The sequence below is a fragment of the Pseudomonas sp. LBUM1662 genome, from assembly GCF_059695915.1.
The window spans coordinates 4,901,263-4,924,903 of sequence record NZ_CP166793.1; the positions used below are offsets into that span (position 1 = coordinate 4,901,263).

At 59.5% G+C, this 23,641-nt stretch carries 19 protein-coding genes; 6 read left to right on the forward strand and 13 right to left on the reverse strand.

Annotated elements, in window-relative coordinates:
- Positions 1-23: 23 nt before the first annotated feature.
- The 5 genes from hisC to mtnA all read right to left on the reverse strand — a co-directional run bounded on the left by hisC (position 24) and on the right by mtnA (position 7,755).
- Complete coding sequence (gene hisC / locus ACA049_RS22130) at positions 24-1,136, reverse strand: histidinol-phosphate transaminase (protein ID WP_497329852.1); 1,113 nt, start codon at positions 1,134-1,136, stop codon at positions 24-26.
- A gap of 10 nt (positions 1,137-1,146) precedes the next feature.
- Positions 1,147-2,241 (reverse strand): prephenate dehydratase, encoded by a 1,095-nt coding sequence (gene pheA, locus ACA049_RS22135; RefSeq protein ID WP_028620536.1) that lies wholly within the window; start codon positions 2,239-2,241, stop codon positions 1,147-1,149.
- Positions 2,241-3,326: a 3-phosphoserine/phosphohydroxythreonine transaminase gene (serC, locus tag ACA049_RS22140; RefSeq protein WP_497329853.1), complete on the reverse strand. Its 1,086-nt coding sequence runs from the start codon at positions 3,324-3,326 to the stop codon at positions 2,241-2,243. Before serC ends, pheA begins: the two co-directional genes overlap by 1 nt.
- Positions 3,327-3,585: 259 nt before the next feature.
- Entirely contained in the window at positions 3,586-6,255 is a 2,670-nt protein-coding gene (gyrA, locus tag ACA049_RS22145; protein ID WP_497329855.1) for a DNA gyrase subunit A, read from the reverse strand.
- A gap of 423 nt (positions 6,256-6,678) precedes the next feature.
- Positions 6,679-7,755, reverse strand: a complete 1,077-nt coding sequence (gene mtnA / locus ACA049_RS22150) for an S-methyl-5-thioribose-1-phosphate isomerase (protein ID WP_497329857.1) — start codon at positions 7,753-7,755, stop codon at positions 6,679-6,681.
- Positions 7,756-7,863: 108 nt separating this feature from the next.
- Here mtnA and ACA049_RS22155 point away from each other — a divergent pair, with 108 nt between their 5' ends.
- From ACA049_RS22155 to ACA049_RS22175, 5 genes are all read left to right on the forward strand, one after another.
- On the forward strand, positions 7,864-9,198 hold the full coding sequence (locus ACA049_RS22155) for a TRZ/ATZ family hydrolase (RefSeq protein WP_497329859.1): 1,335 nt from the start codon (positions 7,864-7,866) through the stop codon (positions 9,196-9,198).
- Between the two features lie 57 nt (positions 9,199-9,255).
- Entirely contained in the window at positions 9,256-9,954 is a 699-nt protein-coding gene (ubiG, locus tag ACA049_RS22160; protein WP_038982154.1) for a bifunctional 2-polyprenyl-6-hydroxyphenol methylase/3-demethylubiquinol 3-O-methyltransferase UbiG, read from the forward strand.
- A 4-nt stretch (positions 9,955-9,958) separates the two neighbouring features.
- Positions 9,959-10,630 (forward strand): N-acetylmuramic acid 6-phosphate phosphatase MupP, encoded by a 672-nt coding sequence (mupP, locus tag ACA049_RS22165; protein ID WP_497329861.1) that lies wholly within the window; start codon positions 9,959-9,961, stop codon positions 10,628-10,630.
- 179 nt (positions 10,631-10,809) lie between these two features.
- The gene (locus ACA049_RS22170; RefSeq protein WP_008031809.1) at positions 10,810-11,550 is read left to right on the forward strand and encodes a YciK family oxidoreductase; all 741 of its coding nucleotides are present in this window, start codon (positions 10,810-10,812) and stop codon (positions 11,548-11,550) included.
- Positions 11,551-11,924: 374 nt separating this feature from the next.
- Positions 11,925-12,851, forward strand: a complete 927-nt coding sequence (locus ACA049_RS22175) for a GGDEF domain-containing protein (RefSeq protein ID WP_497329863.1) — start codon at positions 11,925-11,927, stop codon at positions 12,849-12,851.
- Positions 12,852-12,987: 136 nt separating this feature from the next.
- On the opposite strand, the gene ACA049_RS22180 is transcribed toward ACA049_RS22175, so the two are convergent.
- The 7 genes from ACA049_RS22180 to ACA049_RS22210 all read right to left on the reverse strand — a co-directional run bounded on the left by ACA049_RS22180 (position 12,988) and on the right by ACA049_RS22210 (position 20,820).
- Positions 12,988-13,749 (reverse strand): iron-containing redox enzyme family protein, encoded by a 762-nt coding sequence (locus tag ACA049_RS22180; protein WP_403107365.1) that lies wholly within the window; start codon positions 13,747-13,749, stop codon positions 12,988-12,990.
- Positions 13,750-13,827: 78 nt separating this feature from the next.
- Positions 13,828-16,287 carry an EAL domain-containing protein gene (locus tag ACA049_RS22185; protein WP_497329865.1) on the reverse strand — a complete coding sequence of 820 codons (2,460 nt, stop codon included), beginning with the start codon at positions 16,285-16,287 and terminating at the stop codon, positions 13,828-13,830.
- Positions 16,288-16,422: 135 nt separating this feature from the next.
- Positions 16,423-18,240 carry an ABC transporter ATP-binding protein gene (locus ACA049_RS22190; RefSeq protein WP_497329867.1) on the reverse strand — a complete coding sequence of 606 codons (1,818 nt, stop codon included), beginning with the start codon at positions 18,238-18,240 and terminating at the stop codon, positions 16,423-16,425.
- A complete protein-coding gene (locus ACA049_RS22195; protein WP_497336944.1) occupies positions 18,233-18,835 on the reverse strand; it encodes a DsbA family protein in 603 nt (200 codons plus the stop codon). Before ACA049_RS22195 ends, ACA049_RS22190 begins: the two co-directional genes overlap by 8 nt.
- 39 nt (positions 18,836-18,874) lie before the next feature.
- Positions 18,875-19,816 carry an oxygen-dependent tRNA uridine(34) hydroxylase TrhO gene (gene trhO, locus ACA049_RS22200; RefSeq protein ID WP_497329869.1) on the reverse strand — a complete coding sequence of 314 codons (942 nt, stop codon included), beginning with the start codon at positions 19,814-19,816 and terminating at the stop codon, positions 18,875-18,877.
- Positions 19,817-19,983: 167 nt separating this feature from the next.
- Positions 19,984-20,277 carry a BolA family protein gene (locus tag ACA049_RS22205; RefSeq protein WP_497329871.1) on the reverse strand — a complete coding sequence of 98 codons (294 nt, stop codon included), beginning with the start codon at positions 20,275-20,277 and terminating at the stop codon, positions 19,984-19,986.
- A gap of 12 nt (positions 20,278-20,289) precedes the next feature.
- Positions 20,290-20,820, reverse strand: a complete 531-nt coding sequence (locus ACA049_RS22210; protein WP_403107373.1) for a DUF2059 domain-containing protein — start codon at positions 20,818-20,820, stop codon at positions 20,290-20,292.
- 191 nt (positions 20,821-21,011) lie between these two features.
- Between ACA049_RS22210 and ACA049_RS22215 the strand changes: the two genes are divergently transcribed.
- The gene (locus ACA049_RS22215) at positions 21,012-22,406 is read left to right on the forward strand and encodes a class II fumarate hydratase (RefSeq protein ID WP_497329873.1); all 1,395 of its coding nucleotides are present in this window, start codon (positions 21,012-21,014) and stop codon (positions 22,404-22,406) included.
- Positions 22,407-22,535: 129 nt separating this feature from the next.
- Here the strand turns inward: ACA049_RS22215 and ACA049_RS22220 are convergent, their stop codons facing one another.
- Positions 22,536-23,495 carry a DMT family transporter gene (locus ACA049_RS22220; RefSeq protein ID WP_497329875.1) on the reverse strand — a complete coding sequence of 320 codons (960 nt, stop codon included), beginning with the start codon at positions 23,493-23,495 and terminating at the stop codon, positions 22,536-22,538.
- Positions 23,496-23,641: the final 146 nt, after the last annotated feature.

The following is a 23,641-nucleotide window of genomic DNA, read 5'->3' on the forward strand; positions in this document are numbered from 1 at the left end:
CAGCAGATTGCAGTGCAGTGACATCAACCACGAGCCAGAACCTTGGTCAGCGCCTCAAGGAAGCGGCTGTTTTCAGCCGGCAGACCGATGGTGATGCGCAGGTGGTTCGGCATGCCGTAGTTAGCCACCGGACGCACGATCACGCCTTCGCGCAACAAGCCCTGGAAGATCGGCGCAGCCACCTGCCCCACATCGACGCAGATGAAGTTGCCCTTGGAAGGAATCCAGCTCAGCCCCAACTCACGGAAACCCGCTTCCAGTTGCTGCATGCCGGATTCGTTCAGGTGACGGCTTTCAGCCAGGTAATCGGTGTCTTGCAACGCAGCGCATGCAGCGGCCAGGGCCAGGCTGTTGACGTTGAACGGCTGACGCACGCGGTTCAGCACATCGGCGACCACGGCGGTGGACAAGCCATAACCGACCCGCAATGCTGCCAGGCCGTAAGCCTTGGAGAACGTGCGCGAAACCAGCAGGTTCGGGTACGCGGCCAGGAAGTCCAGGCCATCCGGCAAATCGCTGCCTTCGGCGTATTCGATGTAGGCCTCGTCCAGCACCACCAGAACGTGTTCAGGCACGTCCTGCAGGAACTCGTCCAGCGCCTCGGCGCCGAACCAGGTCCCGGTCGGATTGTTCGGATTGGCGATGAAGACCACGCGGGTGTCGGCATCGATCGCCGCCAGCATGGCCGGCAGGTCATGACCCCATTCTTTGGCCGGGATCACCTTGGCCGTAGCGCCGACGGCTTGCGTGGCGATCGGATAGACCGCAAATGCATGCTCGCTGAACACTGCGTTCAGGCCGGGCGCCAGGTAAGCACGGGCCACTAGCTCCAGAATGTCGTTGGAACCGTTGCCCAGCGTCACCTGATTCAGCTCGACGCGGCACTGCTCGGCCAGCAGGGTCTTGAGTGCAAAACCGTTGCCGTCTGGATAACGAGTCAGCTCGGCCAATTCTTCGCGAATCGCCGCCAGCGCTTTGGGACTGGCGCCCAGCGGGTTTTCATTGCTGGCCAGCTTGATGATTTTGGCCGGATCGATATTCAGCTCGCGCGCCAGTTCATCCACGGGTTTGCCCGGAACGTAAGGCGAAAGTTGTTGCACGCCCGGCTGTGCCAGAGCGAGGAAGTCACCACTCATTTGCTACCCCTTAGAGAACTGCTTTCGGGTAGGAACCCAGCACTTTGAGTGCTACTGCTTCCTGACTGATCTTTTCCAATACACCTTTGATCAACGGATCACGGTGGTGGCCGACGAAGTCGATGAAGAACACGTAGGTCCATTTACCGCTGCGCGAAGGTCGCGTCTCGATCCGCGTCAGGTCGATGCCGTTGTCGTGGAACGGAACCAGCAACTCATGGAGCGCACCGGGCTTGTTGCTCATGGAGACGATGATCGAAGTCTTGTCGTCGCCGGTCGGCGGTACTTCCTGGCTGCCGATCATCAGGAATCGCGTGGAGTTGTCCGGGCGATCCTCGATTTTCTCGGCCAGACGGGTCAGCCCGTACAAGCCTGCCGCCATGTCGCCGGCAATCGCTGCCGAGTTCCACTCGCCCTTGACCCGCTTGGCCGCTTCGGCGTTGCTCGAAACTGCCACGCGCTCGACGTTCGGGTAATGCGCGTCCAGCCACTTGCGGCACTGGGCCAGCGACTGGGCGTGAGAGTAGATACGACTGATGCTGTCAGTCTTGGTGTTTTCACCGACCAGCAGGTGGTGGTGAATCCGCAACTCGACTTCGCCACAGATGACCATGTCGTGTTCGAGAAAGCTGTCGAGGGTGTGGTTGACCGCGCCTTCGGTGGAGTTTTCCACCGGGACCACGCCAAAGTTCACCGCACCGGCTGCCACTTCGCGGAACACTTCGTCGATCGCCGCCATCGGCTTGCTGATCACGGCGTGACCGAAGTGCTTCATGGCGGCGGCTTGAGTGAAGGTGCCTTCAGGGCCGAGGTAAGCCACTTTCAGTGGCTGTTCCAGCGCCAGGCACGAGGACATGATTTCGCGGAACAACCGCGCCATCTCTTCGTTGCCCAGCGGCCCCTGGTTGCGCTCCATCACACGCTTGAGCACCTGAGCTTCACGCTCAGGACGATAGAACACCGGCACTTCGCCTTCGGCCAGCGAGGCCATCTTTACTCGCGCAACTTCCTGGGCGCAGCGTGCGCGCTCGCTGATCAGCTCCAGGACTTTGGTGTCCAGGGCATCAATGCGAACGCGCAGTGCCTTGAGTTCTTGCTCAGACATTAGCCGTGTTCCTTCTCGAACTCTGCCATGTACGAAACCAGTGCGTTGACCGCAACGATGTCGACGGCGTTATAGATGGAGGCACGCATGCCGCCCACGGAACGGTGACCCTTGAGGTTCAACAGGCCACGCTCGTCGGCACCGGCCAGGAATGGCTTGTCGAGACGGTCATCAGCCAGGCGGAACGGCACGTTCATCCACGAGCGATCCGACTTGTTGATCGGGTTGCTGTACAAGCCGCTGGCATCGATGAAGTCGTACAGCGTGCGCTGTTTCACTTCGTTGAGCTTGCCGATGGCTTCAACACCACCCTGCTCTTTCAGCCACTCGAATACCAGACCGGACAGGTACCAGGCCAGGGTTGGCGGCGTGTTGTACATCGAGCCGTTATCGGCGGCGACCTTGTAGTTGAGCATGGTCGGGCACAGGGAACGGGCATGGCCCAACAGGTCTTCGCGAATGATGTTCACGACGATGCCGCTCGGACCGATGTTTTTCTGGGCGCCGGCGTAGATCATGCCGAAGCGCGAAACATCGATGGGGCGCGAAAGGATGTCCGAAGACATGTCGGCAACCAGCGGAACGTCGCCGGTTTCCGGAACCCAGTTGAATTCCAGGCCGCCGATGGTTTCGTTCGGCGCGTAGTGAACGTAGGCCGCGTCTTTCGACAGGCTCCACTCGTTCTGACCAGGAATTGCGAAATAGTCGTAAGGCTTGGCAGTAGCGGCAACGTTGACGCGGCCGTAGCGCGAGGCTTCTTCGATGGCTTTCTGCGACCAGATACCGGTGTCGATATAGTCGGCCGTGCCGCTTTCCGGCAACAGGTTCAGAGGGATCTGAGCAAATTGCTGGCTGGCGCCACCTTGCAGAAACAGCACTTTATAGTTCGAGGGGATATTCAGCAGATCACGCAGATCCTGCTCGGCCTTGGTGGCGATGGACACGAACTCATCACTGCGATGGCTCATTTCCATGACCGACAGGCCCTTGCCGTGCCAGTCAAGGAGTTCACCCTGGGCGCGCTGCAGGACAGCTTCGGGAAGTGCCGCAGGACCGGCACAGAAGTTATAGGCTCTCTTGCTCACATCCAATCTCGCTCTGATTTGGTGGTAATCACGCAATAAATCTGAAAACTCGAAATCTCTAAATTTCTGGATCTCTGAACATCTGTAGGAGCTGTCGAGTGAAACGAGGCTGCGATCTTTTGATCTTGATCTCTTGGAAGCAAGATCAAAAGATCGCAGCCTCGTTTCACTCGACAGCTCCTACAGGTCCTACGGTTCTTACATTCAAACAGGTGAAACAAGAAGGGGGCGAATTTTCATCCGCCCCCTGTTTGTCCACTTACTCTTGTGGCTCTTCGTCAGCAGCGGCATCGAGTTGCTGATCTTCAACGACATCGTCGATCACGACCTCACCGTCGAACACCGCACCCTCTTCGCCCTCCAGCTCTTCACCTTCAAGCTCTTCGCCTTCGACTTCCGACGGTTCCTGAACCCGCTCCAGACCTACCAGCGTTTCATCGCTGGCCAGTTTGATCAGGGTAACACCTTGAGTGTTACGACCCAGGCTGGAGACTTCGTCGACTCGGGTACGCACCAGAGTGCCCTGGTCGGAAATCAACATGATTTCCTCGCCGTCGAGCACCTGGACCGCGCCGACCAGACGGCCGTTACGGTCGTTGCTGACCATGGCGATAACGCCCTGACCGCCACGCTTGTACTCAGGGAACTCGGTGATCGCCGTACGCTTGCCGTAACCACGGGCCGAAGCGGTGAGGATCTGGCTGCCTTCTTCCGGGATCAGCATGGAAATCAGCTTCTGGCCTTCCGGCAGACGCATGCCGCGCACACCACGAGCGGTACGGCCCATGGCGCGAACGTCGGTTTCCTTGAAGCGAGTGACCTTGCCGCCGTCGGAGAACAGCATGACTTCGCGGCTACCATCTGTAATGGAAGCTGAGATCAGCACGTCGCCTTCATCCAGCTCCAGCGCGATCAGACCGACGCTGCGTTGACGACTGAAGGATTCCAGCGGGGTCTTCTTCACGGTGCCTTTGGCAGTGGCCATGAAGATGAAGTGACCTTCGGTGTACTCGTCGACCGGCAGCATGGTGGTGATGTATTCATCACTGTCCAGCGGCAGCAGGTTGACCAGCGGACGACCACGAGCAGCACGGGACGCCTCCGGAATTTCGTAGGTTTTCAGCCAATACACTTTGCCTTTGCTGGAGAACAGCAGCAGCGTGGTGTGGCTGTTGGCGACCAGCAGGTGAGCGATGTAGTCCTCATCCTTGACGCCGGTAGCCGATTTGCCTTTACCGCCACGACGCTGGGCCTGATACGCAGCCAAAGGCTGGGTCTTGGCGTAGCCACCGTGGGAGATGGTCACGACGCGCTCTTCTTCCGGGATCATGTCACCCAGGGTCAGGTCGAGACGGGCATCGAGAATCTCGGTGCGACGCACGTCGCCGTATTCGGCGCGGATCACTTCCAGCTCTTCGCGGATCACTTCCATCAGGCGCGTGGCGCTGCTGAGGATGCGGATCAGCTCGCCGATCTGGTTGAGGATCTCTTGATACTCGGCCAGCAGCTTCTCGTGTTCCAGACCGGTCAGGCGGTGCAGACGCAGTTCCAGAATGGCTTGTGCCTGTTCTGGCGACAGGAAGTATTTGCCTTCGCGCAGACCGTATTGCGGGTCCAGGGTCTCTGGACGGCAAGAGTCGGCACCGGCGCGCTCGACCATCGCAACCACGGCGGAGGATTCCCACGCGGTCTTGATCAGCGCTTCCTTGGCTTCCGACGGCGTCGGCGAAGCCTTGATCAGGGCGATGACCGGGTCGATGTTCGACAGGGCTACCGCTTGACCTTCCAGGATGTGACCACGTTCGCGGGCTTTACGCAGTTCGAAAACGGTACGGCGGGTAACCACTTCGCGACGGTGACGAACGAAGGCTTCCAGCAGGTCCTTGAGGTTCAGGATCCGCGGACGGCCGTCGATCAGCGCAACGATGTTGATACCGAATACGGCTTGCAGTTGGGTCTGGGCGTAGAGGTTGTTGAGGATCACCTCAGGCACTTCGCCGCGACGCAGCTCGATCACGACGCGCATACCGTCCTTGTCGGACTCGTCGCGCAGTTCGGTGATGCCTTCGAGCTTCTTCTCTTTTACCAGCTCGGCGATCTTCTCGATCAGACGGGCCTTGTTCAGCTGGTAAGGGAGTTCGGTGATGACGATCTGTTGACGGCCACCGACCTTGTCGATGTCTTCGATCATCGAGCGGGCACGCATGTAAATGCGGCCACGACCGGTGCGGTAGGCTTCGATGATACCGGCGCGACCGTTGATGATCGCGGCGGTCGGGAAGTCCGGACCGGGGATGTATTGCATCAGCTCATCGATGGTCAACTCGGGGTTGTCGATGAGCGCCAGGCAACCGTCGATGACTTCACCGAGGTTGTGCGGCGGGATGTTGGTCGCCATGCCCACGGCGATACCGCTGGAGCCGTTGACCAACAGGTTGGGAATACGGGTCGGCATGACCGCAGGGATCATTTCGGTGCCGTCGTAGTTCGGCACCCAGTCCACGGTTTCTTTGTGCAGGTCAGCCAGCAGCTCGTGCGCCAGCTTGGTCATACGCACTTCGGTGTATCGCATGGCGGCGGCGTTGTCGCCGTCCACGGAACCGAAGTTGCCCTGACCGTCTACCAGCAGGTAGCGCAGCGAGAATGGCTGCGCCATCCGGACGATGGTGTCGTACACCGCGGTATCACCGTGCGGGTGATACTTACCGATTACGTCACCGACAACACGGGCAGATTTCTTGTACGGCTTGTTGAAGTCGTTGCCCAGCTCGCTCATCGCGAACAGCACACGCCGGTGCACGGGCTTCAAGCCATCGCGCGCATCCGGCAGGGCCCGCCCGACGATTACGCTCATCGCGTAGTCGAGGTAGGACTGCTTCAGCTCGTCTTCGATATTGACCGGGAGGATTTCTTTGGCCAGTTCGCCCATGAGAAGCTCGATTCCTTTTTCTGGTGAAACTTCGTCACATCCATATGGGACGAACGAAGCTCGCCGCTGCAGGCTGAGTGCCATGCACCGACTTACGACAAATCAACAAGTTGAACCATGGATTTGCGCAGTAAAGACAACCCCGTGGGACTGCCTCGGAAAACGCCGGATGTTATCACAAGAGCCGCCACGCACCTATCCCCCAGATGCGCATGGAGTGTAGTTAGTTGACTGGTGGCAGGCTGAAAGGGGACGAGAGAGGCTTAGAGCCGTCACAACCCAAGATTCGCAAGCAGAATTTGGGGTATCAGGAGCGGGAGACCGAGTCATCGTTCTTCGCGGGCAAGCCTCGTTCCTACAGATCGCGCGAACCTGTAGGAGCGAGGCTTGCCCGCGATGGCGATTTATCAGGCGCAGAAATCTTTAGTGCAGACGCTTGCGGCACATCAACTGCGCCATTTTCGCGGTGTCCGGGCGCTCGACGATGCCTTTTTCGGTGACGATCGCATCGATCAGGTCAGCCGGGGTCACGTCGAACACCGGGTTGAACGCATCAACCTGCGCCCCGACACGCTTGCCGCCGACTTCCAGCAACTCGCGACCATCGCGTTCTTCAATCGGAATCTCGTCGCCACTGGCCAGGTTCATGTCGATGGTCGAACTCGGCGCCACCACCATGAAGCGCACGCCGTGGTGCATGGCATTGACCGCCAGTTGATACGTGCCGATCTTGTTCGCCACGTCACCATTGGCGGTGATCCGGTCCGCGCCGACGATCACCCAGGTCACACCTTTGGTTTTCATGATGTGCGCGGCGGCGGAGTCGGCATTGACGGTGACGGGAATGCCTTCGTTGGCCAGCTCCCATGCGGTCAATCGCGAACCTTGCAGCCATGGGCGGGTTTCATCGGCGTAGACGCGTTCAACCATGCCCTCGATAAAGGCCCCGCGAATCACCCCCAGCGCCGTGCCAAAGCCGCCGGTGGCCAGTGCGCCGGTGTTGCAGTGGGTCAGGATTGCCTGCGCATTGCCCTGATGCTTGCGGATCAGGTCCACGCCCAGTTGCGCCATGGTCAGGTTGGCTTCGCGATCGCTTTCATGAATGGCGATGGCTTCCGCTTCAAGCACTGACAGCGGATCAGCGTGATGCTTCAAGCGTTCAAGCCGATCACGCATGCGACCCAAGGCCCAGAACAGATTGACTGCGGTCGGACGGGAGTCGGCGAGCAGCGCGAAATCTTCTTCCAGCGCTGCCTGCCAGTCGCCGCCCTCGGCGAAGCGGGCACGTGCCGCCAGCACCACGCCATAGGCGGCACTGATGCCGATAGCGGGCGCGCCGCGCACCACCATCGAGCGAATGGCCTCGGCCACGCCCGCGGCGCCGGTGTAGGCGATCCACGTTTCCTCGAACGGCAAAATACGCTGATCCAGCAGGTATAGGGCGCCATCACGCCAATCGATGGCCTTCACCTTCTCCGCAGCCAACAGTCGATCGCGCATCCCACACCCCGCACTCATGAACAAAAGCCGCCGATTATAGCGATCCCCCCGCGAAGACGCTCGGGTATACTTCGCCATCCTTTACAAAAGCACTGGAACCGACCCTCGATGCCGAACACTGCCGCTGCGCTCGACCTGTTATTGCTGCCGACCTGGCTGGTACCCGTCGAACCCGCTGGTGTTGTCCTCAAAGAGCACGGCATCGGCATTCGCGACGGGCGTATCGTGTTTATCGGCCCACGGGAGGCTGCGCTGAAGCTTAACGCAACCGAAGTGCGTGAGTTGCCGGACATGCTGCTCAGCCCGGGCCTGATCAATGCCCACGGGCATGCGGCGATGACGCTGTTCCGGGGTCTGGCCGACGATCTGCCGCTGATGACCTGGCTGGAAAACCACATTTGGCCCGCCGAGGCCAAGTGGGTCGATGAAGCATTTGTACGCGACGGCACTGATTTGGCGATCGCCGAGCAGATCAAAGGTGGCATCACCTGCTTCTCTGACATGTATTTCTTCCCGAAGGTTGCCAGCGAACGCGTCCATAACAGTGGCATTCGTGCGCAAATCGCGATCCCGATCCTCGACTTCCCGATTCCAGGCGCCAGCACAGCGGACGACGCCATTCGTCAGGGCGTCGAATTGTTCGGCGATCTCAAGCACCACGAACGCATCAAGGTCACCTTCGGCCCCCATGCGCCTTACACCGTGGGCGACGAAAACCTGGAGAAAATCCGGGTGATCGCCGAAGAGCTGGATGCCTCGATTCACATGCACGTCCACGAAACCGCGTTCGAAGTGCAGCAATCGGTCGAGCAGCGCGGTGAACGCCCATTGGCTCGACTCGGGCGCCTGGGCCTGCTCGGGCCGCGCTTCCAGGCCGTGCACATGACCCAGATCAGCGATGAAGACCTGGTGCTGCTGGTAGAAAGCAACACCAGCGTAATTCATTGCCCGGAGTCCAACCTCAAGCTGGCGAGCGGCTTCTGCCCGGTCGAGCGTCTGTGGCAGGCCGGCGTCAATGTCGCCGTCGGCACCGATGGCGCGGCCAGCAACAATGACCTCGATTTGCTCGGCGAAACCCGCACGGCTGCGTTGCTGGCCAAGGCTGTCGCCGGCTCGGCCACCGCGCTGGACGCCCATCGCGCGCTGCGCATGGCCACGCTCAACGGCGCCCGTGCGCTGGGGATCGAGGCTGAAGTCGGTTCGCTGGAAGTCGGCAAAGCCGCGGACATCGTCGCGTTCGACCTGTCGGGCCTGGCGCAGCAGCCGGTCTACGATCCGGTTTCGCAGCTTATATACGCCACCGGCCGCGACTGCGTGAAACACCTGTGGGTCGCCGGCAAGCAACTGCTCGACGACCGTCGCCTGACCCGCCTGGACGAAGAGCAGCTCTGCGCCACCGCCAAGGCCTGGGGCCAGCGCATCAGCGGCCACACCGAATTGTAAGCACCCCGGCCTGAACGCCGGGGCATCAGGATTTTTCAAGTTTTAGAGGACTTAAACATGAGCAACGTCGACTACGCCGAAATCGCCAAATTCGAAGCCCTGGCCCATCGCTGGTGGGACCGCGAAAGCGAGTTCAAACCGCTGCATGACATCAACCCGCTGCGGGTCAACTGGATTGACGAGCGGGTCAATCTGGCCGGCAAGAAAGTCCTCGATGTGGGCTGCGGCGGCGGCATCCTCAGTGAAGCCATGGCCCAGCGCGGCGCTACTGTCATGGGCATCGACATGGGCGAAGCGCCACTGGCGGTCGCGCAATTGCACCAGCTGGAATCCGGCGTGAGCGTCGAATACCGACAGATCACCGCCGAAGCCCTGGCCGAAGAAATGCCCGAGCAGTTCGACGTGGTCACCTGCCTGGAAATGCTCGAGCACGTGCCGGATCCCTCCTCGGTGATCCGCGCCTGCTTCAAAATGGTCAAACCGGGCGGCCAGGTGTTCTTCTCCACCATCAACCGCAATCCGAAGGCGTACCTGTTCGCCATCGTTGGCGCCGAATACATCATGAAGTTGCTGCCACGTGGCACCCACGACTTCAAGAAATTCATCCGCCCTTCCGAGCTCGGTGCCTGGAGCCGCATGGCCGGCCTGACCGTCAAGGACATCATCGGCCTGACGTACAACCCGCTGACCAAGCACTACAAACTGGCGTCCGACGTGGACGTCAACTACATGATCCAGACCCTGCGCGAGGAGTAAGCCGATGCGTATCAGAGCAGTCCTTTTCGACATGGACGGCACCCTGCTCGACACAGCGCCGGACTTCATTGCCATCTGCCAGGCGATGCGCGCTGATCGCGGCTTGCCGCCGGTCAACGACAAGCACATCCGCGACGAGATTTCCGGCGGCGCCAAGGCGATGGTCGCCGTGACTTTCGCCATGGACCCGGAATCTCCGGGCTTTGAAGAACTGCGCCTGGAGTTCCTCGAGCGTTATCTCAAGGATTGCGCGGTTCACAGCAAGCTGTTCGACGGCATGAGTGAACTGCTGGCCGACATCGAGAAGGCCAACCTGATCTGGGGCGTGGTGACCAACAAGCCCGTGCGTTTCGCCGAGCCCATCATGCAGCAACTGGGGCTGGCTGAGCGCTCGGCGCTGTTGATCTGCCCGGACCATGTGAAAAACAGCAAACCGGACCCCGAGCCATTGATCCTGGCGTGCAAGATGCTCGACCTGGACCCGGCCAGCGTGCTGTTTGTGGGCGACGACCTGCGCGATATCGAGTCGGGTCGTGATGCCGGCACCAAAACCGCGGCGGTGACCTACGGCTACATTCACCCGGACGACAACCCGCGGCATTGGGGTGCGGATGTGGTGGTGGATCATCCGCTGGAGTTGCGCAAAGTGTTGGATAGCGCCCTTTGTAGCTGCTGAGAGCTGGTTCCAGTCTCTGGGGATATGTGGTGTGAATGCTGACGCCTTCGCGGGCAAGCCCGCTCCCACAGGGTTTTGTTGGTGGATACGAAATGTGTGAACACCTTCAATCCTTGTGGGAGCGGGCTTGCCCGCGATGGCCGCGCCGCGATCTGTTTTTGTTTTAGTCGAGGTTTCTTATGTTTGATTATTCCGCCCGCCCTGAATTGCTCAAGGACCGGGTCATCCTGGTCACCGGCGCAGGGCGCGGCATTGGCGCTGCGGCGGCGAAAACCTATGCTGCCCATGGCGCAACCGTATTGCTGCTGGGCAAGACCGAAGCCAATCTGACTCAGGTCTATGACGAGATCGAAGCAGCCGGGCATCCACAACCCGCGGTGATCCCGTTCAACCTGGAAACCGCGCTGCCTCATCAGTACGACGAACTGGCCGCGATGATCGAAACCGAGTTCGGCCACCTCGACGGTTTGCTGCACAACGCGTCGATCATTGGTCCGCGCACGCCGATCGAGCAGCTGTCCGGCGAGAACTTCATGCGCGTGATGCAAGTCAACGTCAACGCCATGTTCATGCTCACCAGCACCCTGCTGCCGCTGCTCAAGCTGTCTCAGGACGCGTCGGTGGTGTTCACCTCCAGCAGCGTCGGTCGCAAGGGTCGTGCGTATTGGGGCGCGTACGGCGTGTCCAAGTTCGCCACCGAAGGCCTGATGCAAACCCTGGCTGACGAAGTCGACACTGTCGCACCGGTACGTTCCAACAGCATCAACCCGGGCGCCACCCGCACCAGCATGCGCGCCCAGGCTTACCCGGGCGAAAATCCACTGAACAACCCGACGCCCGAGGAGATCATGCCGGTCTACCTTTACCTGATGGGCCCGGACAGCACGGGCATCAACGGTCAGGCTTTCAACGCCCAGTGACGACCGCACGTCGCTTTGTGTGTCGTGCCGAATTCCCGGCGCGGCACTTAAAGTGCCTCGTAACTGCAGCGGTTTCAGTCAAATCGCCGTCGCCCTCCCAGCCAAAAATCCTTCAGAACGCTCTCAAAATATTGATTTTGAACGTTTTTTATTAGAAGGAACTCATTGGCATGACTTTCGCTCTAAATTTGCTCAGACACGCCGTGTGAAAGCAATCGGGCAGACGCCTCAGTCGATAGGTTACTAATATTCGACAAAGCGGACTAAACTTGCGCCAAATGTCCTACGGGACTGATGGACCAGTATGACGCGCAGCCCAAAGCCGCTCTCACCCAGCCTGTAAGACAGCCTTACTGCTTAGGGGCTCACGCCATATGAAATCACCATCCCAGACCAACGCAATTGACTTCGACAGCGCCAAATTGCAACGCCTGGGCTTTGGTCAGCAACCTCCCATTCTGGAGCGGCCATTCAGCCTTGCACAATTGCGCCAGCAACTCGGCCAGCAGCTGCAAACCAGTCTTGAGCCACAACGCATTCTCGGACTTTTCTTCCGCGAGATTCAACGCCTGGTGCCGCTGGATGCGCTGACTTATCAGCATCCGGCCAGCGACTTGCGTCTGGAGTTCGGTCAGCGCGGCCATCATTCCGTCAGCTACAGCCTCAGTCATGAGGGCGAGAACCTGGGTGAACTGGTGTTCCGCCGCAATCAGCGATTCAGCGAGTACGAACAGGGCAACCTGGAATCGTTGTTGTCCACGCTGCTTTTCCCGATGCGTAACGCCCTGCTCTACCGGGCCGCGACGCAAAGTGCCTTGCGTGATCCCTTGACCGACACCGGCAATCGCATCGCCATGGATCAGACTTTGCAACGTGAAATCGAGATGTCGCGACGCCACTTGATGCCGTTGTCGCTGCTGATGCTGGACATCGATCATTTCAAAACCGTTAACGACAACTACGGCCACAGTGCGGGCGATGACGTACTCAAGGCTGTCGCCGCCGCGATCAAAAACCAGCTGCGCAACGTGGACATGGTGTTCCGGTTTGGTGGCGAAGAGTTTCTGATCCTGCTGTCCAACACCAGCCGCGAAGCCGCCGCCATGGTCGGCGAACGACTGCGGTTTGCGGCGCAGGCGCAGAACTACAAGGCCGATGGCAATCTGGTCGAGCTGACGGTCAGCCTGGGGTGTTCGACCCTGCTGCCGGGCGAGTCTGCCGAGAGCTTGTTGCGCCGGGCCGACAGCGCGCTGTACGTCGCCAAGCGCGAAGGGCGTAACCGGTTGGCAATGGCGGGTTAAATTTTTAGCTACCCAGATGACAATGTGAGCGGGCTTGCTCGCGAAGACGGATCAGCATTCAACAATGATGTTGAATGAAAGTCCGCTTTCGCGAGCAAGCCCGCTCCCACATTTTTTTGACTTGTATGCCTATGGATCAGCTTTCGGCCAATGCCATGCGCTCACGCGCGACCGGGGCCTTTTCCGAGTGTTCCAGCTGCATGCAGCGCTCCAGAAACAGGTGCATGTAGTCGTAGCTCTTGCAGACAGCCTCGCGCAATTCCACTTGCAGGGATTTGCTCGGGTTCATGCCCGCCAGCGTGCAGATGATTTCCAGCGCTTCCCAGGGGTGGGCATCGTCGTACTGGGCGTGCATCTTCAACCACTTCATGGCCCGCTTGCGATCTTCCTCCGGGAACGCTGCCGCGTAGACACCATTGGAACAGACCAGTGCCGACCACTCCCCGGTCGCACCTTCGATGGCGTAGTTGGTGGCGGCAATGGCGACAATCAGCGAATCCGCCGAACTGGTGTGCCAGCACCAGTGACTCAAGGCGTGAAGTTCTGGGGCAACATGTTGCGCTTGCAGATCTTCCAGGCTCACACCATGGGCGCGACTCCAGTTCACCCAGTAATCAGCATGGTTCAGTTCGACACGAATATTGCGCATCAACCAACGACGCGCCATGTCTTCACCTGGGTGGCGGGCAAAACGAGTCTTGGTCAGGTTTTGTGCCATGTATAACGCGAACTGTTCAACGACCGGCCAGCCACCAATAAGGTACTGACGCATGGTTTTTGCACTGAGTTTATTGTCTCGCATGCGCTGATACAGTTCGTGTTCGACAACCCGGCGCTTACTCTCGCTGCAATCCTTGATGAGCTGTTGCGCCCATACCGGGTAACTTGCAGCTTCCATGAGTGGTCCGGTTCGGTTGAATGTGTCGATCACTGTCGGGCTCCTTTTGATTGTGATTGTTAGGATCAGCAAGAGATTTCAACGGAACGTGCCAGGCGCCTTGAATAACAAAGGTTGAGGCCTGGCAGGACGACTTTGCAAACTATCGCAGGTAAACAGATGCGGGCGTTCAATGACATACCCTTGAGCGAAATCGACCCCGATCTCCAGCAATGCCTGCTCGATCTGGGGTGTTTCTACAAACTCGGCAATCGTGCGCTTACCCATGACATGGCCGATGTGGTTGATCACTTCTACCATGGCGCGGTTAATCGGGTCGTCCAGCATATCCTTTACGAAACTTCCATCGATCTTCAAGAAGTCTACAGGTAAATGTTTCAAGTAGGCGAATGAGGACATCCCGGCGCAGAAGTCATCCAATGAAAAGTGGCAGCCTAAACCTTTGAGTTCATTGATAAATCTAATTGCACTTCCCAAATTTGAAATTGCACTGGTCTCTGTAATTTCAAAACAAATCATTTCAGGTGGAATGGACCATGCAACAAACTGTTCCCTCAGGAAGTCCAGAAACGCGTCATCTCCTATAGTAGTGCCTGACAGATTAATCGCACACATGGCCAAAGGACCTTTGCGCTCTTCGGCAATACATTGGGCAATGATCTTGAAGACGTTCTGTACCACCCAACGATCAAGTGCAGTCATCAAGCCGTAACGTTCGGCAGCCGGAATAAAACTGTCCGGCAATATCATGCGCCCGGCTTCATCATGTAGACGCAACAGGATTTCTATATGCCCGCCGCCGTGTTCGGTATGCCCAAGGGGCGCGATTTCCTGGGAGTACAGGCAAAAGCGGTCCTCTTCCAGGGCCATGTGCAGACGCTGCACCCACGCCATCTCACCGAAACGCAGGGACAGTTCCGAATCATCGGCGTTATACACCTGAACACGGTTACGCCCTTTTTCCTTGGCCATGTAACAGGCCATATCAGCGGCACGCAGAGAAGCTTCGAGGGTGGTCGGGGTTTGCGCGATATGAACCATCCCGATACTCACCGTCGTGACGAATGGCCTGCCCTTCCAGACAAAGTGCAGGTTCTGCACGGTGTGACGCAGGCTCTCGGCAATTTTCTCGGCCGCGTCCGGCGGACAGTTTTCCAGCAAAATGCCGAACTCGTCTCCGCCCAGTCGGGCCAGGGTGTCACCTTCGCGCAGGCCCGATTGCAACAGCGCGCAAATATGCCGTAGCAGCTCGTCACCCGCCGCATGGCCACAGGTGTCGTTGACCAGTTTGAACTGGTCCAGGTCGAGAAACATCAAGGAATGGCGCCCGGAGTACCGCGTCAGGTTGTGCAGCGCCTGCTCCAGGCGATACTCGAACTCGCGACGATTGGCCAGCCCGGTCAAGGCGTCATGGGTCGCCTGCCAGGACAGGTTGGCGATGTACTGCCGCTCCTGAGTCATGTCATGCAACACCAGCACCGCGCCACTGACCTTGTCCGCGTTGCGGATCGGCGCCCCGACCAGGGTGACCGAGACGGTGCTGCCATCCAGGCGCTGGATCAGTTTGGAATGTTCGCTGCCGCCGCTGAGCTGACCGCTCAAGATGTGCTCGATCAAGGTAAAGCCATCGGCCTGAGCGTTGTCATCCAGCAGATTGAACAAGGCCGCCAGCGGCAAGCCGATGGCCTGTTCACCTTTCCAGTGAGTCAACGCTTCAGCCGCCGGGTTCATGTAGGCGATTGCACCGTCGACATCCGTGGTGATTACCCCGTCGCCAATGGATTGCAAGGTGATCTGCGCCCGGTCTTTCTCCAGCTGCAGGGCCTCGGCAAAGGCATGGCGCTGCTTGAGCAGTTTGTGGGTGCGCATCAGGGCCAATGCAATCAAGCCCAGGGCTGTGGCCAGGTTTGTTACCAGCAGCAGGCGCAGAATCAAGCGCGAGCCCTCGCCCAAGGCATCGCTGAAGGCTTTGGCGGCAGGCGTCACACCATCGTTGATTGCAAAAATCTGCTCTTTCCAGCGCTTGATGTCGGCGTCCGACGCCCGATTTTCGGTGATGCGCTGATGCATCTCCTGGGCGACGTCATCGAGCTGCACCAGGTACGCGTCACCCACCGTCCAGCGGTCGATGGCTTTTTCCAGGTAGCTGAAATGGCGGAAATTGAGGTACAGCCAGATCAGGCTGGAGACGTCGTCGGGGTGATTGCCACCCTTGAGAATCGCCACGCGCGCGGCTTCGATATTCGGTGGCTGGTGATCCAGCGCCACGCGCAACTCGTGGCCGCCCTGCGGTACGGCAATGGCGTTCTGGTATTTGAGGAAAATGGCCCCGTCGCGACTGTCCGCGTAGAGATTGAGGTAATAGATGGCGTCCTTCTGGCCTTTCGACCACAGGCTCTCCCCGGCAACATAGCCCCGGACCGCCGAAAGTACATAGAGACTGACACCGCCCAACAGCGCTTGAAATAGCACTACGGCAATAAATGGCCAGACGATGCCCAACAATCTGGGCGTTCCGAGAGTCCGCTTTTGCTTCATGAGGTCCCTTGCATTAGCACTGCCAGATCATCATCCAACGTGATCGCTACAGCTAGACTAGGGTGCGTATTCGATCCCGGCAAGCCAATGGCCATATTTTGCGTGCTCTTGTCGCCAACCTGGCGCGAACTGTCACTAATGCTGCTGCAAATGGCCATAAAGCTTGGCGTACAAACCACCGTCGGCAATCAGCTGCTGATGGTCACCGTCCTCGGCAATTTGCCCACCGTCGAACACCAGCACCCGATCGGCCTGTTTCACCGCCGACAACCGATGCGCAATGATGAGCGTCGTGCGGTGGCTCAGGAACCGCGCCAGCGCCTGGTGCAGGTTGTATTCGGTGGCAGCGTCCAGCGCCGAGGTGGCCTCATCGAGAATCACGACCTTGGGTTCGGCCAGCACCATTCGCGCAATCGCCAGCCGTTGCCGCTGGCCACCGGACAAACGCACACCTGAACGTCCGACGATGCTGTCCAAACCATCAGGCAACGCTCGAACAGTTTGGTTCAGCTGGGCAATTTCCAGCGCCTGCCAGCAGGCCTCGTCGCTGCGCACACGGCCCATCGTCAAATTGGCGCGCACGGTGTCGTTGAACAGCGCGGGATGTTGCAGGACCACGGCGACGTTTTCGCGCACGGTCTCCAGGCCGATCTCTTGCTGGGTCGAGCCACCGAAGCGGATAGTCCCGGCAAGGGGCGTGTACAACCCCAGCAGCAGCTGCACCAAGGTGCTCTTGCCACCGCCGCTGGCACCGACGATCGCCACTTTTTCACCGGGGGCGATGGACAGGTCCATCTGGTTCAACACCAACTCGTCGCCGTATCCGAAACTCAAGCCCTGGACTTCGATGCCCACGGTGTCGCGTCCCTGGAACGGATCGACACCGCCGGGATATTGCGGCTCGTCGGCGCGAGCCAGCAGCTCGTTGATCCGCGACAGCGCACCTCCGGCGGCGTAATAGGCGTACTGCAAATTGAGCAGCTGCTCCACCGGACCGATCATGAACCACAGGTAGCTGAACACCGCCAGCATCTGGCCGATGGACAGGTCGGAAAACAATACGGTGAGCATCGCCGCGGCACGGAAAATATCGATGCCGAACTGAAACAGCAAACCACTCGCGCGGTTCGACGCATCGGTCTTCCACTGCGAGTTCACCGCGTAATCGCGCACTTCCCGGGCCCGCTGCCCCAGACGCCCGAGGAAAAATCCCTGACGGTTGCCGGCGCGCACTTCCTGAATCGAATCGAGGGTTTCGGTCAGGGCCTGGGTGAACCGCGAGGTGCTGTCGTTCTCGAGCTTCTTCAGGTGCTTGACCCGCTTGCCCAGTTGCACCGTGGCGTAGATCACCAGCGGATTGAACAACATGATCAGCAGTGCCAGCTTCCAATGCATCCAGATCAGAATGCTGGCGGTGCCGACCAGTGTCAGCATCGCCACCAGGAATCGACTGAGCGTCTCGCCGACAAATTTGTCCAGCGTGTCCAGGTCCGTGACCAGGTGCGTGGTCACCGTGCCGCTGCCCAGGCTTTCGTATTCCCCCAGGGAAATGCGCTTGAGCCGTTCGATCAGCCGGATGCGGATGCGATACACGATGTCTTTGGCCAGCGCCGCGAACAACTTCGCCTGCACCACGTTGAACAGCAAGGCGCCACAGCGCAGAAACAAGGTCACCAGCAGCATCAGGCCGATGTAGCCCGCGGCTTTCTGCCAGCCAAGCGGCAAGGCGTGGTTCATGATTTTCAGCGCGGAATCGCCGTGCCCCAGCAGCACTTCGTCCACCAGCAACGGCAGCAGCAGAGGAATCGGCACGCTGCACAGGGTGGCCAACACCGCCACGCCATTGGCGATCCACAGGGATTTTTTATGGTGAAGGGCCAAGCGACGGATTTCAGCCCAACTCAGCCGATCGACACGCTTGGGAGCGGGCGTGTCATCGGGCAGGTCATGCACAGGCAGCGCGCTCCAGCCAACGACCGAGCAATGGCGACAACTCACTCAAGGGTTGATAGCCATTGGTCAACAGCGCCAGTTGGCCATTACGTTCGGCCAGCAAAGTCGGGAAACCGGCAATGCCCAAGTCCTGTACCCAGGTGAAATCGGCAGCGGTCGCCGCGTGCTGATCGGCACGGTCGAACGCCGCCGCAAACTCGATGCGTGGCAGACCGGCCTGCTCGGCCAACTCAACCAGGACACTGGCGTGAGTGACATCCCGACCTTCAGCGTAGAACGCGTGTTGAATCAAACCGAGCAGTTTCCACGCGCAATCCGGTGCCAGGTAGCGTGCCGTCACCAGCGCCCGACAGGCAGGCTCGGTGTCGTAGACAAAACCGTCAGGCAACGCGCCTTCGGTCTTGAACGGTTGTCCGGTGGCCTGGGTGACGGCTTGCCAATGCTCAAGGATGTAGCGCCGGGTAGTCGGCTCCAATGCCGAGCCGCTGCCGGTGCGCAAGCCGCCCACCACCAGATGCACGTCCACCCCTGCCGCCTGCGCCTGCTCGACCAGCGCGTTGGCGACGGGCGCAAAGCCCCAGCACCAGGAACACATCGGGTCCATCACGTAGAGCAGGCGTTGGGCAGACATGGTTCAAGCCTCTGAAGGAGTTTGCTTGTAGTTGTAGCCGATCGGGTGAGGCAGGTTGCGCGCCTTGGCCAGTTCGATCTGCTTCTGCCGATCCGTGGCGCTGCGACGGGTTTTCTCGCTCAGCGTATCCCAGCAATGCGGGCAACTGATGCCGGCCACGTAATGCTCGGACGCGCGGTCTTCGACGCTGATCGGCGTACGACAGGCATGACATTGATCGTAGTCGCCTTCGCTGAGGTCATGACGCACGGTCACGCGGTTGTCGAACACGAAGCAGTCGCCCTGCCATTTGGTTTCTTCCTGCGGCACCTCTTCGAGGTACTTCAGGATGCCGCCCTTGAGGTGATAGACCTCGTCAAAACCCTGGCTGAGCATGTAGCTCGAAGCCTTCTCACAACGAATGCCGCCGGTGCAGAACATCGCGACTTTCTTGTGCACGGCCGGGTCGAAGTGGGCTTTGATGTAATCGGGAAATTCGCGAAAACTGGTGGTTTTCGGATCGATGGCGCCTTCGAAGGTGCCGATCGAGACCTCGTAATCGTTGCGGGTGTCGATCAACAGCACTTCCGGATCGCTGATCAGCGCATTCCAGTTCTGTGGATCGACGTAGGTGCCGACCTTTTTGTTCGGGTCCACGCCTTCGACGCCGAGGGTGACGATTTCTTTCTTGAGTTTGACTTTGGTGCGATAGAACGGCTGATCGTCGCAGTACGACTCTTTGTGGTCGATGTCGTCCATGCGCGGGTCGTTCTTGAGCCAGGCCATCAGCCCGTCAATGCCTTCGCGGCTGCCGGACACGGTGCCGTTGATGCCTTCTTCGGCGATCAGCAGCGTGCCTTTGATGCCGTTGTCGACCATCGCTTGCAGCAGTGGCTCGCGCAGGGCGACGTAATCTTCCAGAGTGACGAACTTATACAGTGCCGCCACGACAATCTGTTGTGTCATGGGTGTTTCTCCAGGTGGCTACCCTCGTAAGGGGTGAACCGGATGCGAAAAAAAACGCGCCGGGTAAGCGGCGCGTTGGGCAGTCTAACAAAAATAAGTGCTTCTGTAGGAGCGAGGCTTGCCCGCGAAGGCGATCTTGAGGACGCCTTCGCGGGCAAGCCTCGCTCCTACCTGCCGCCAGCACAGGTCGGCGAGGCCGGAGCCGCGTCGATCTGTGCCCATTCTTCAGGCGTGTAGGTATGCAGCGCCAACGCATGGAACTCGCCCATCAGCTCGCCGAGCGTGCCGTAGACTTTCTGGTGACGCTTGACGCGGTTGAGCCCTTCGAACTGCTGGCTGACCACCACGGCCTTGTAATGGGTTTGCAACCCACGACTGTGCATATGGCTTTCATCCAGCACTTGCAGATGCTCGGGCTGTAACAGGCCCAGCGTCGATTCGATGCGTTGTTGCATGGTCATACCGGGCTCCGCTTAAGGCTTTTTCTTGGCAGCAGGAGCAGCAGCGCCGGCTTTAGGATCCAGCTCGTTAGTCATGTCAGCCAGCAGTTTGTTGACCACAGGCACTGCGCTTTCCAGCTTGGCTTGAGTCATCTGGGCCGATTGCTGAGTCAGCTGCGGCATTTTTTCCAGGACTTTCTTGCCCAGTGGCGACTTGTAGAACGCGACCAGATCTTTCAGCTCGGATTCGCTGAAGTTGGTGGTGTAGAGCTTGACCATGTCCGGCTTCAGCTTGTTCCAGCCAATGGCTTGGTCCAGCGCGGCATTGGCTTTGGCCTGGTAGGTTTCCAGCAAGGCTTTTTTCGATTCAGGGGCTTTGGTCTGTTCAAAGCGCTGAGCGAACATTTGCTGCACTTGCATGTACACCGGAGTGCCCAATTTGTCAGCGTGCGCCAGGGTCAGGAAAGCTTCGGCACTGGCGTTGTGGCTGGCGGTATCGGCAAAAACAGGGCCGCTGGCGCAAACCAGTGCAACCGCGGTACAGATGGCACGAAGACGAGTCATCGAGTTTCCTTTTCTAGCAGGCGAGGTAAAACCCCAAGGGCGTCCATTCTGCGCCTAAAAAAGTGTGTCACTCAACCCCAAGCCTTGTCGGGCCTGAATTAGAGGGGTTGAACGGTCAAAAACCAGACTGATGGAACCACGGCCGGCGATCACGGCCTAAACTGCGCTATCGACCTACAGGAGTGTGCAAGATGAGCCGTATCGAAACCGACAGCCTTGGCCAGGTGGAAGTCCCGGATGAGGCCTACTGGGGCGCTCAGACGCAACGCTCGCTGATCAACTTCGCCATTGGCAACGAACGCATGCCGCTGGCCGTGCTGCACGCACTGGCCCTGATCAAGAAAGCCGCGGCGCGGGTCAATGACCGCAACGGCGACTTGCCCGCCGACATCGCCCGCCTGATCGAACAGGCCGCCGACGAAGTCCTCGACGGTAACCACGACGACCAGTTCCCGCTGGTGGTCTGGCAGACCGGCAGTGGCACCCAGAGCAACATGAACGTCAACGAAGTGATCGCCGGTCGCGCCAACGAGCTGGCCGGTAACCCGCGTGGCGGCAAGACGCCGGTTCACCCCAACGATCACGTCAATCGCTCCCAAAGCTCAAACGACTGCTTCCCGACCGCCATGCATATTGCCGCCGCCCAAGCCGTGCAGCAGCATTTGCTGCCGGCGATCAGTGAACTCTCTGGCGGCTTGGCCGAGTTGTCGGCGCGGCACATGAAACTGGTCAAGACCGGCCGTACCCACATGATGGACGCCACGCCGATCACCTTCGGCCAGGAACTCTCGGCGTTCATCGCGCAACTGGATTACGCCGAACGGGCGATCCGCAGCGCGCTGCCGGCGGTCTGTGAACTGGCCCAGGGCGGCACCGCGGTCGGCACCGGGCTGAATTCGCCCCACGGTTTTGGTGAAGCGATCGCTGCGGAGTTGGCCGCCCTCTCCGGCCTGCCGTTCGTCACCGCACCGAACAAGTTCGCCGCGCTGGCCGGCCATGAACCGCTGACCACCCTCTCTGGCGCATTGAAAACCCTCGCCGTGACCCTGATGAAAATCGCCAACGACCTGCGCCTGCTGGGTTCCGGGCCGCGTGCCGGTTTTGCCGAAGTGAAACTGCCGGCCAACGAACCGGGCAGCTCGATCATGCCGGGCAAGGTCAATCCAACCCAATGCGAAGCCTTGTCGATGCTGGCGTGCCAGGTCCTGGGCAACGACGTCGCCATCGGTTTTGCGGCGAGTCAGGGGCACTTGCAGCTGAACGTGTTCAAACCGGTGATCATCCACAACCTGTTGCAATCGATCCGCCTGCTGGGCGATGGCTGCAGCAACTTCCAGCAGCATTGCATCGCCGGGCTTGAACCGGATGCAGCAAAAATGGCTGAGCACCTGGAGCGTGGGTTGATGCTGGTGACCGCGCTGAACCCGCATATCGGTTATGACAAATCGGCGGAGATTGCCAAGAAGGCTTACAGCGAGGGGCTGACCTTGCGTGAGGCGGCGTTGCAGCTGGGGTATCTGACGGATGAACAGTTTGATGCGTGGGTAAGGCCGGAGAATATGCTTGAGGCCGGTGCCAAGGGCTGAATTTTGTAGCGCCTGACAGTCAGCCTTCGCGGGCAAGCCTCGCTCCTACAGGTTTGTGTCGATCCTGAATATTGTGATCGACACAAACCCTGTAGGAGCGAGGCTTGCCCGCGATGAACATGACACGGTTTAACTGGCAGCCATCTTCATCCGCCGCGCCCTGAGCCCGGCAATCAACGACGGCCCAAGGGCCACCAACGCCGATCCCACCACCACCAACACCGCCCCGCCATACCCCAGGCCGTTGATCGTCTCGGCATGCACAAATTCCGGCCACGCCCACGCCGCCACGGCCACCGCGCCAAACGTCACCAACGGCGTAATCGCCAGCGTCGCACTGACTCGCGAAGCTTCCCAATGGGCCAGCGCTTCGGCAAATGCACCGTAGGCAATCAAGGTGTTCATGCAACACGCCAGCAGCAACCAGCCTTGCAGCGGGCTCAACTGCAGGGCCTCCAACGGATGCACCCACGGCGTCAGCAATAAAGCGCAGAACAGATAGATCACCATCATCACCTGCAACGAATTCCACACCGTCAGCAATTGCTTCTGCCCCAAGGCATAGAAGGTCCAGACTGTGGACGCCAGCAGCACCAGCAACACGCCCGCGGTGTAATCGGTCAACGAGGTCAATAACTCGGCCAGGCGTTGATTGAAGAAGAGTGCGAAGCCAATCAGCAGCACCAGCAAACCAATCCCCTGCCCCACACTGAAGCGTTCCTTGAACACAAACAGACTGGCGATCAGCAACATGATCGGGCCCATCTGCACCACCAGTTGCGCGGTGCCGGGGCTCAGCAGGTTAAGGCCCATCAGGTACAGCACGTAGTTGCCGACCAGGCCGAGCACCGCCATCAACACCAGCCACCCACCACGCGGGCCGAGGACTTTGCGGCTCGGCAGGCGTTTGGTCGCGGCCAGATAAATGAACAGGCAGCCACCGGACACCGTCAGGCGAAACCAGGTCACCGTCACCGGGTCCATCACCAGCAGGACTTGTTTGAGTTTGATCGGCAGGATTCCCCACAGAACGGCGGTCAGCAAGGCCAGGAACAGACCATAAACCCAGCGACCGGATGAAATGTGCATGCGAACCCCAAAGCCAGATGGCAAGAAACACCATTCTAGGCGCAGACCCCGGCGCGACACAGGGACAGTTGGCGACTGGCCGCGAATGAAACTGTGCAGGTCGCACCATTAATTTGGCGATGCGCCGTCGATCGGTTGGTCGGGCG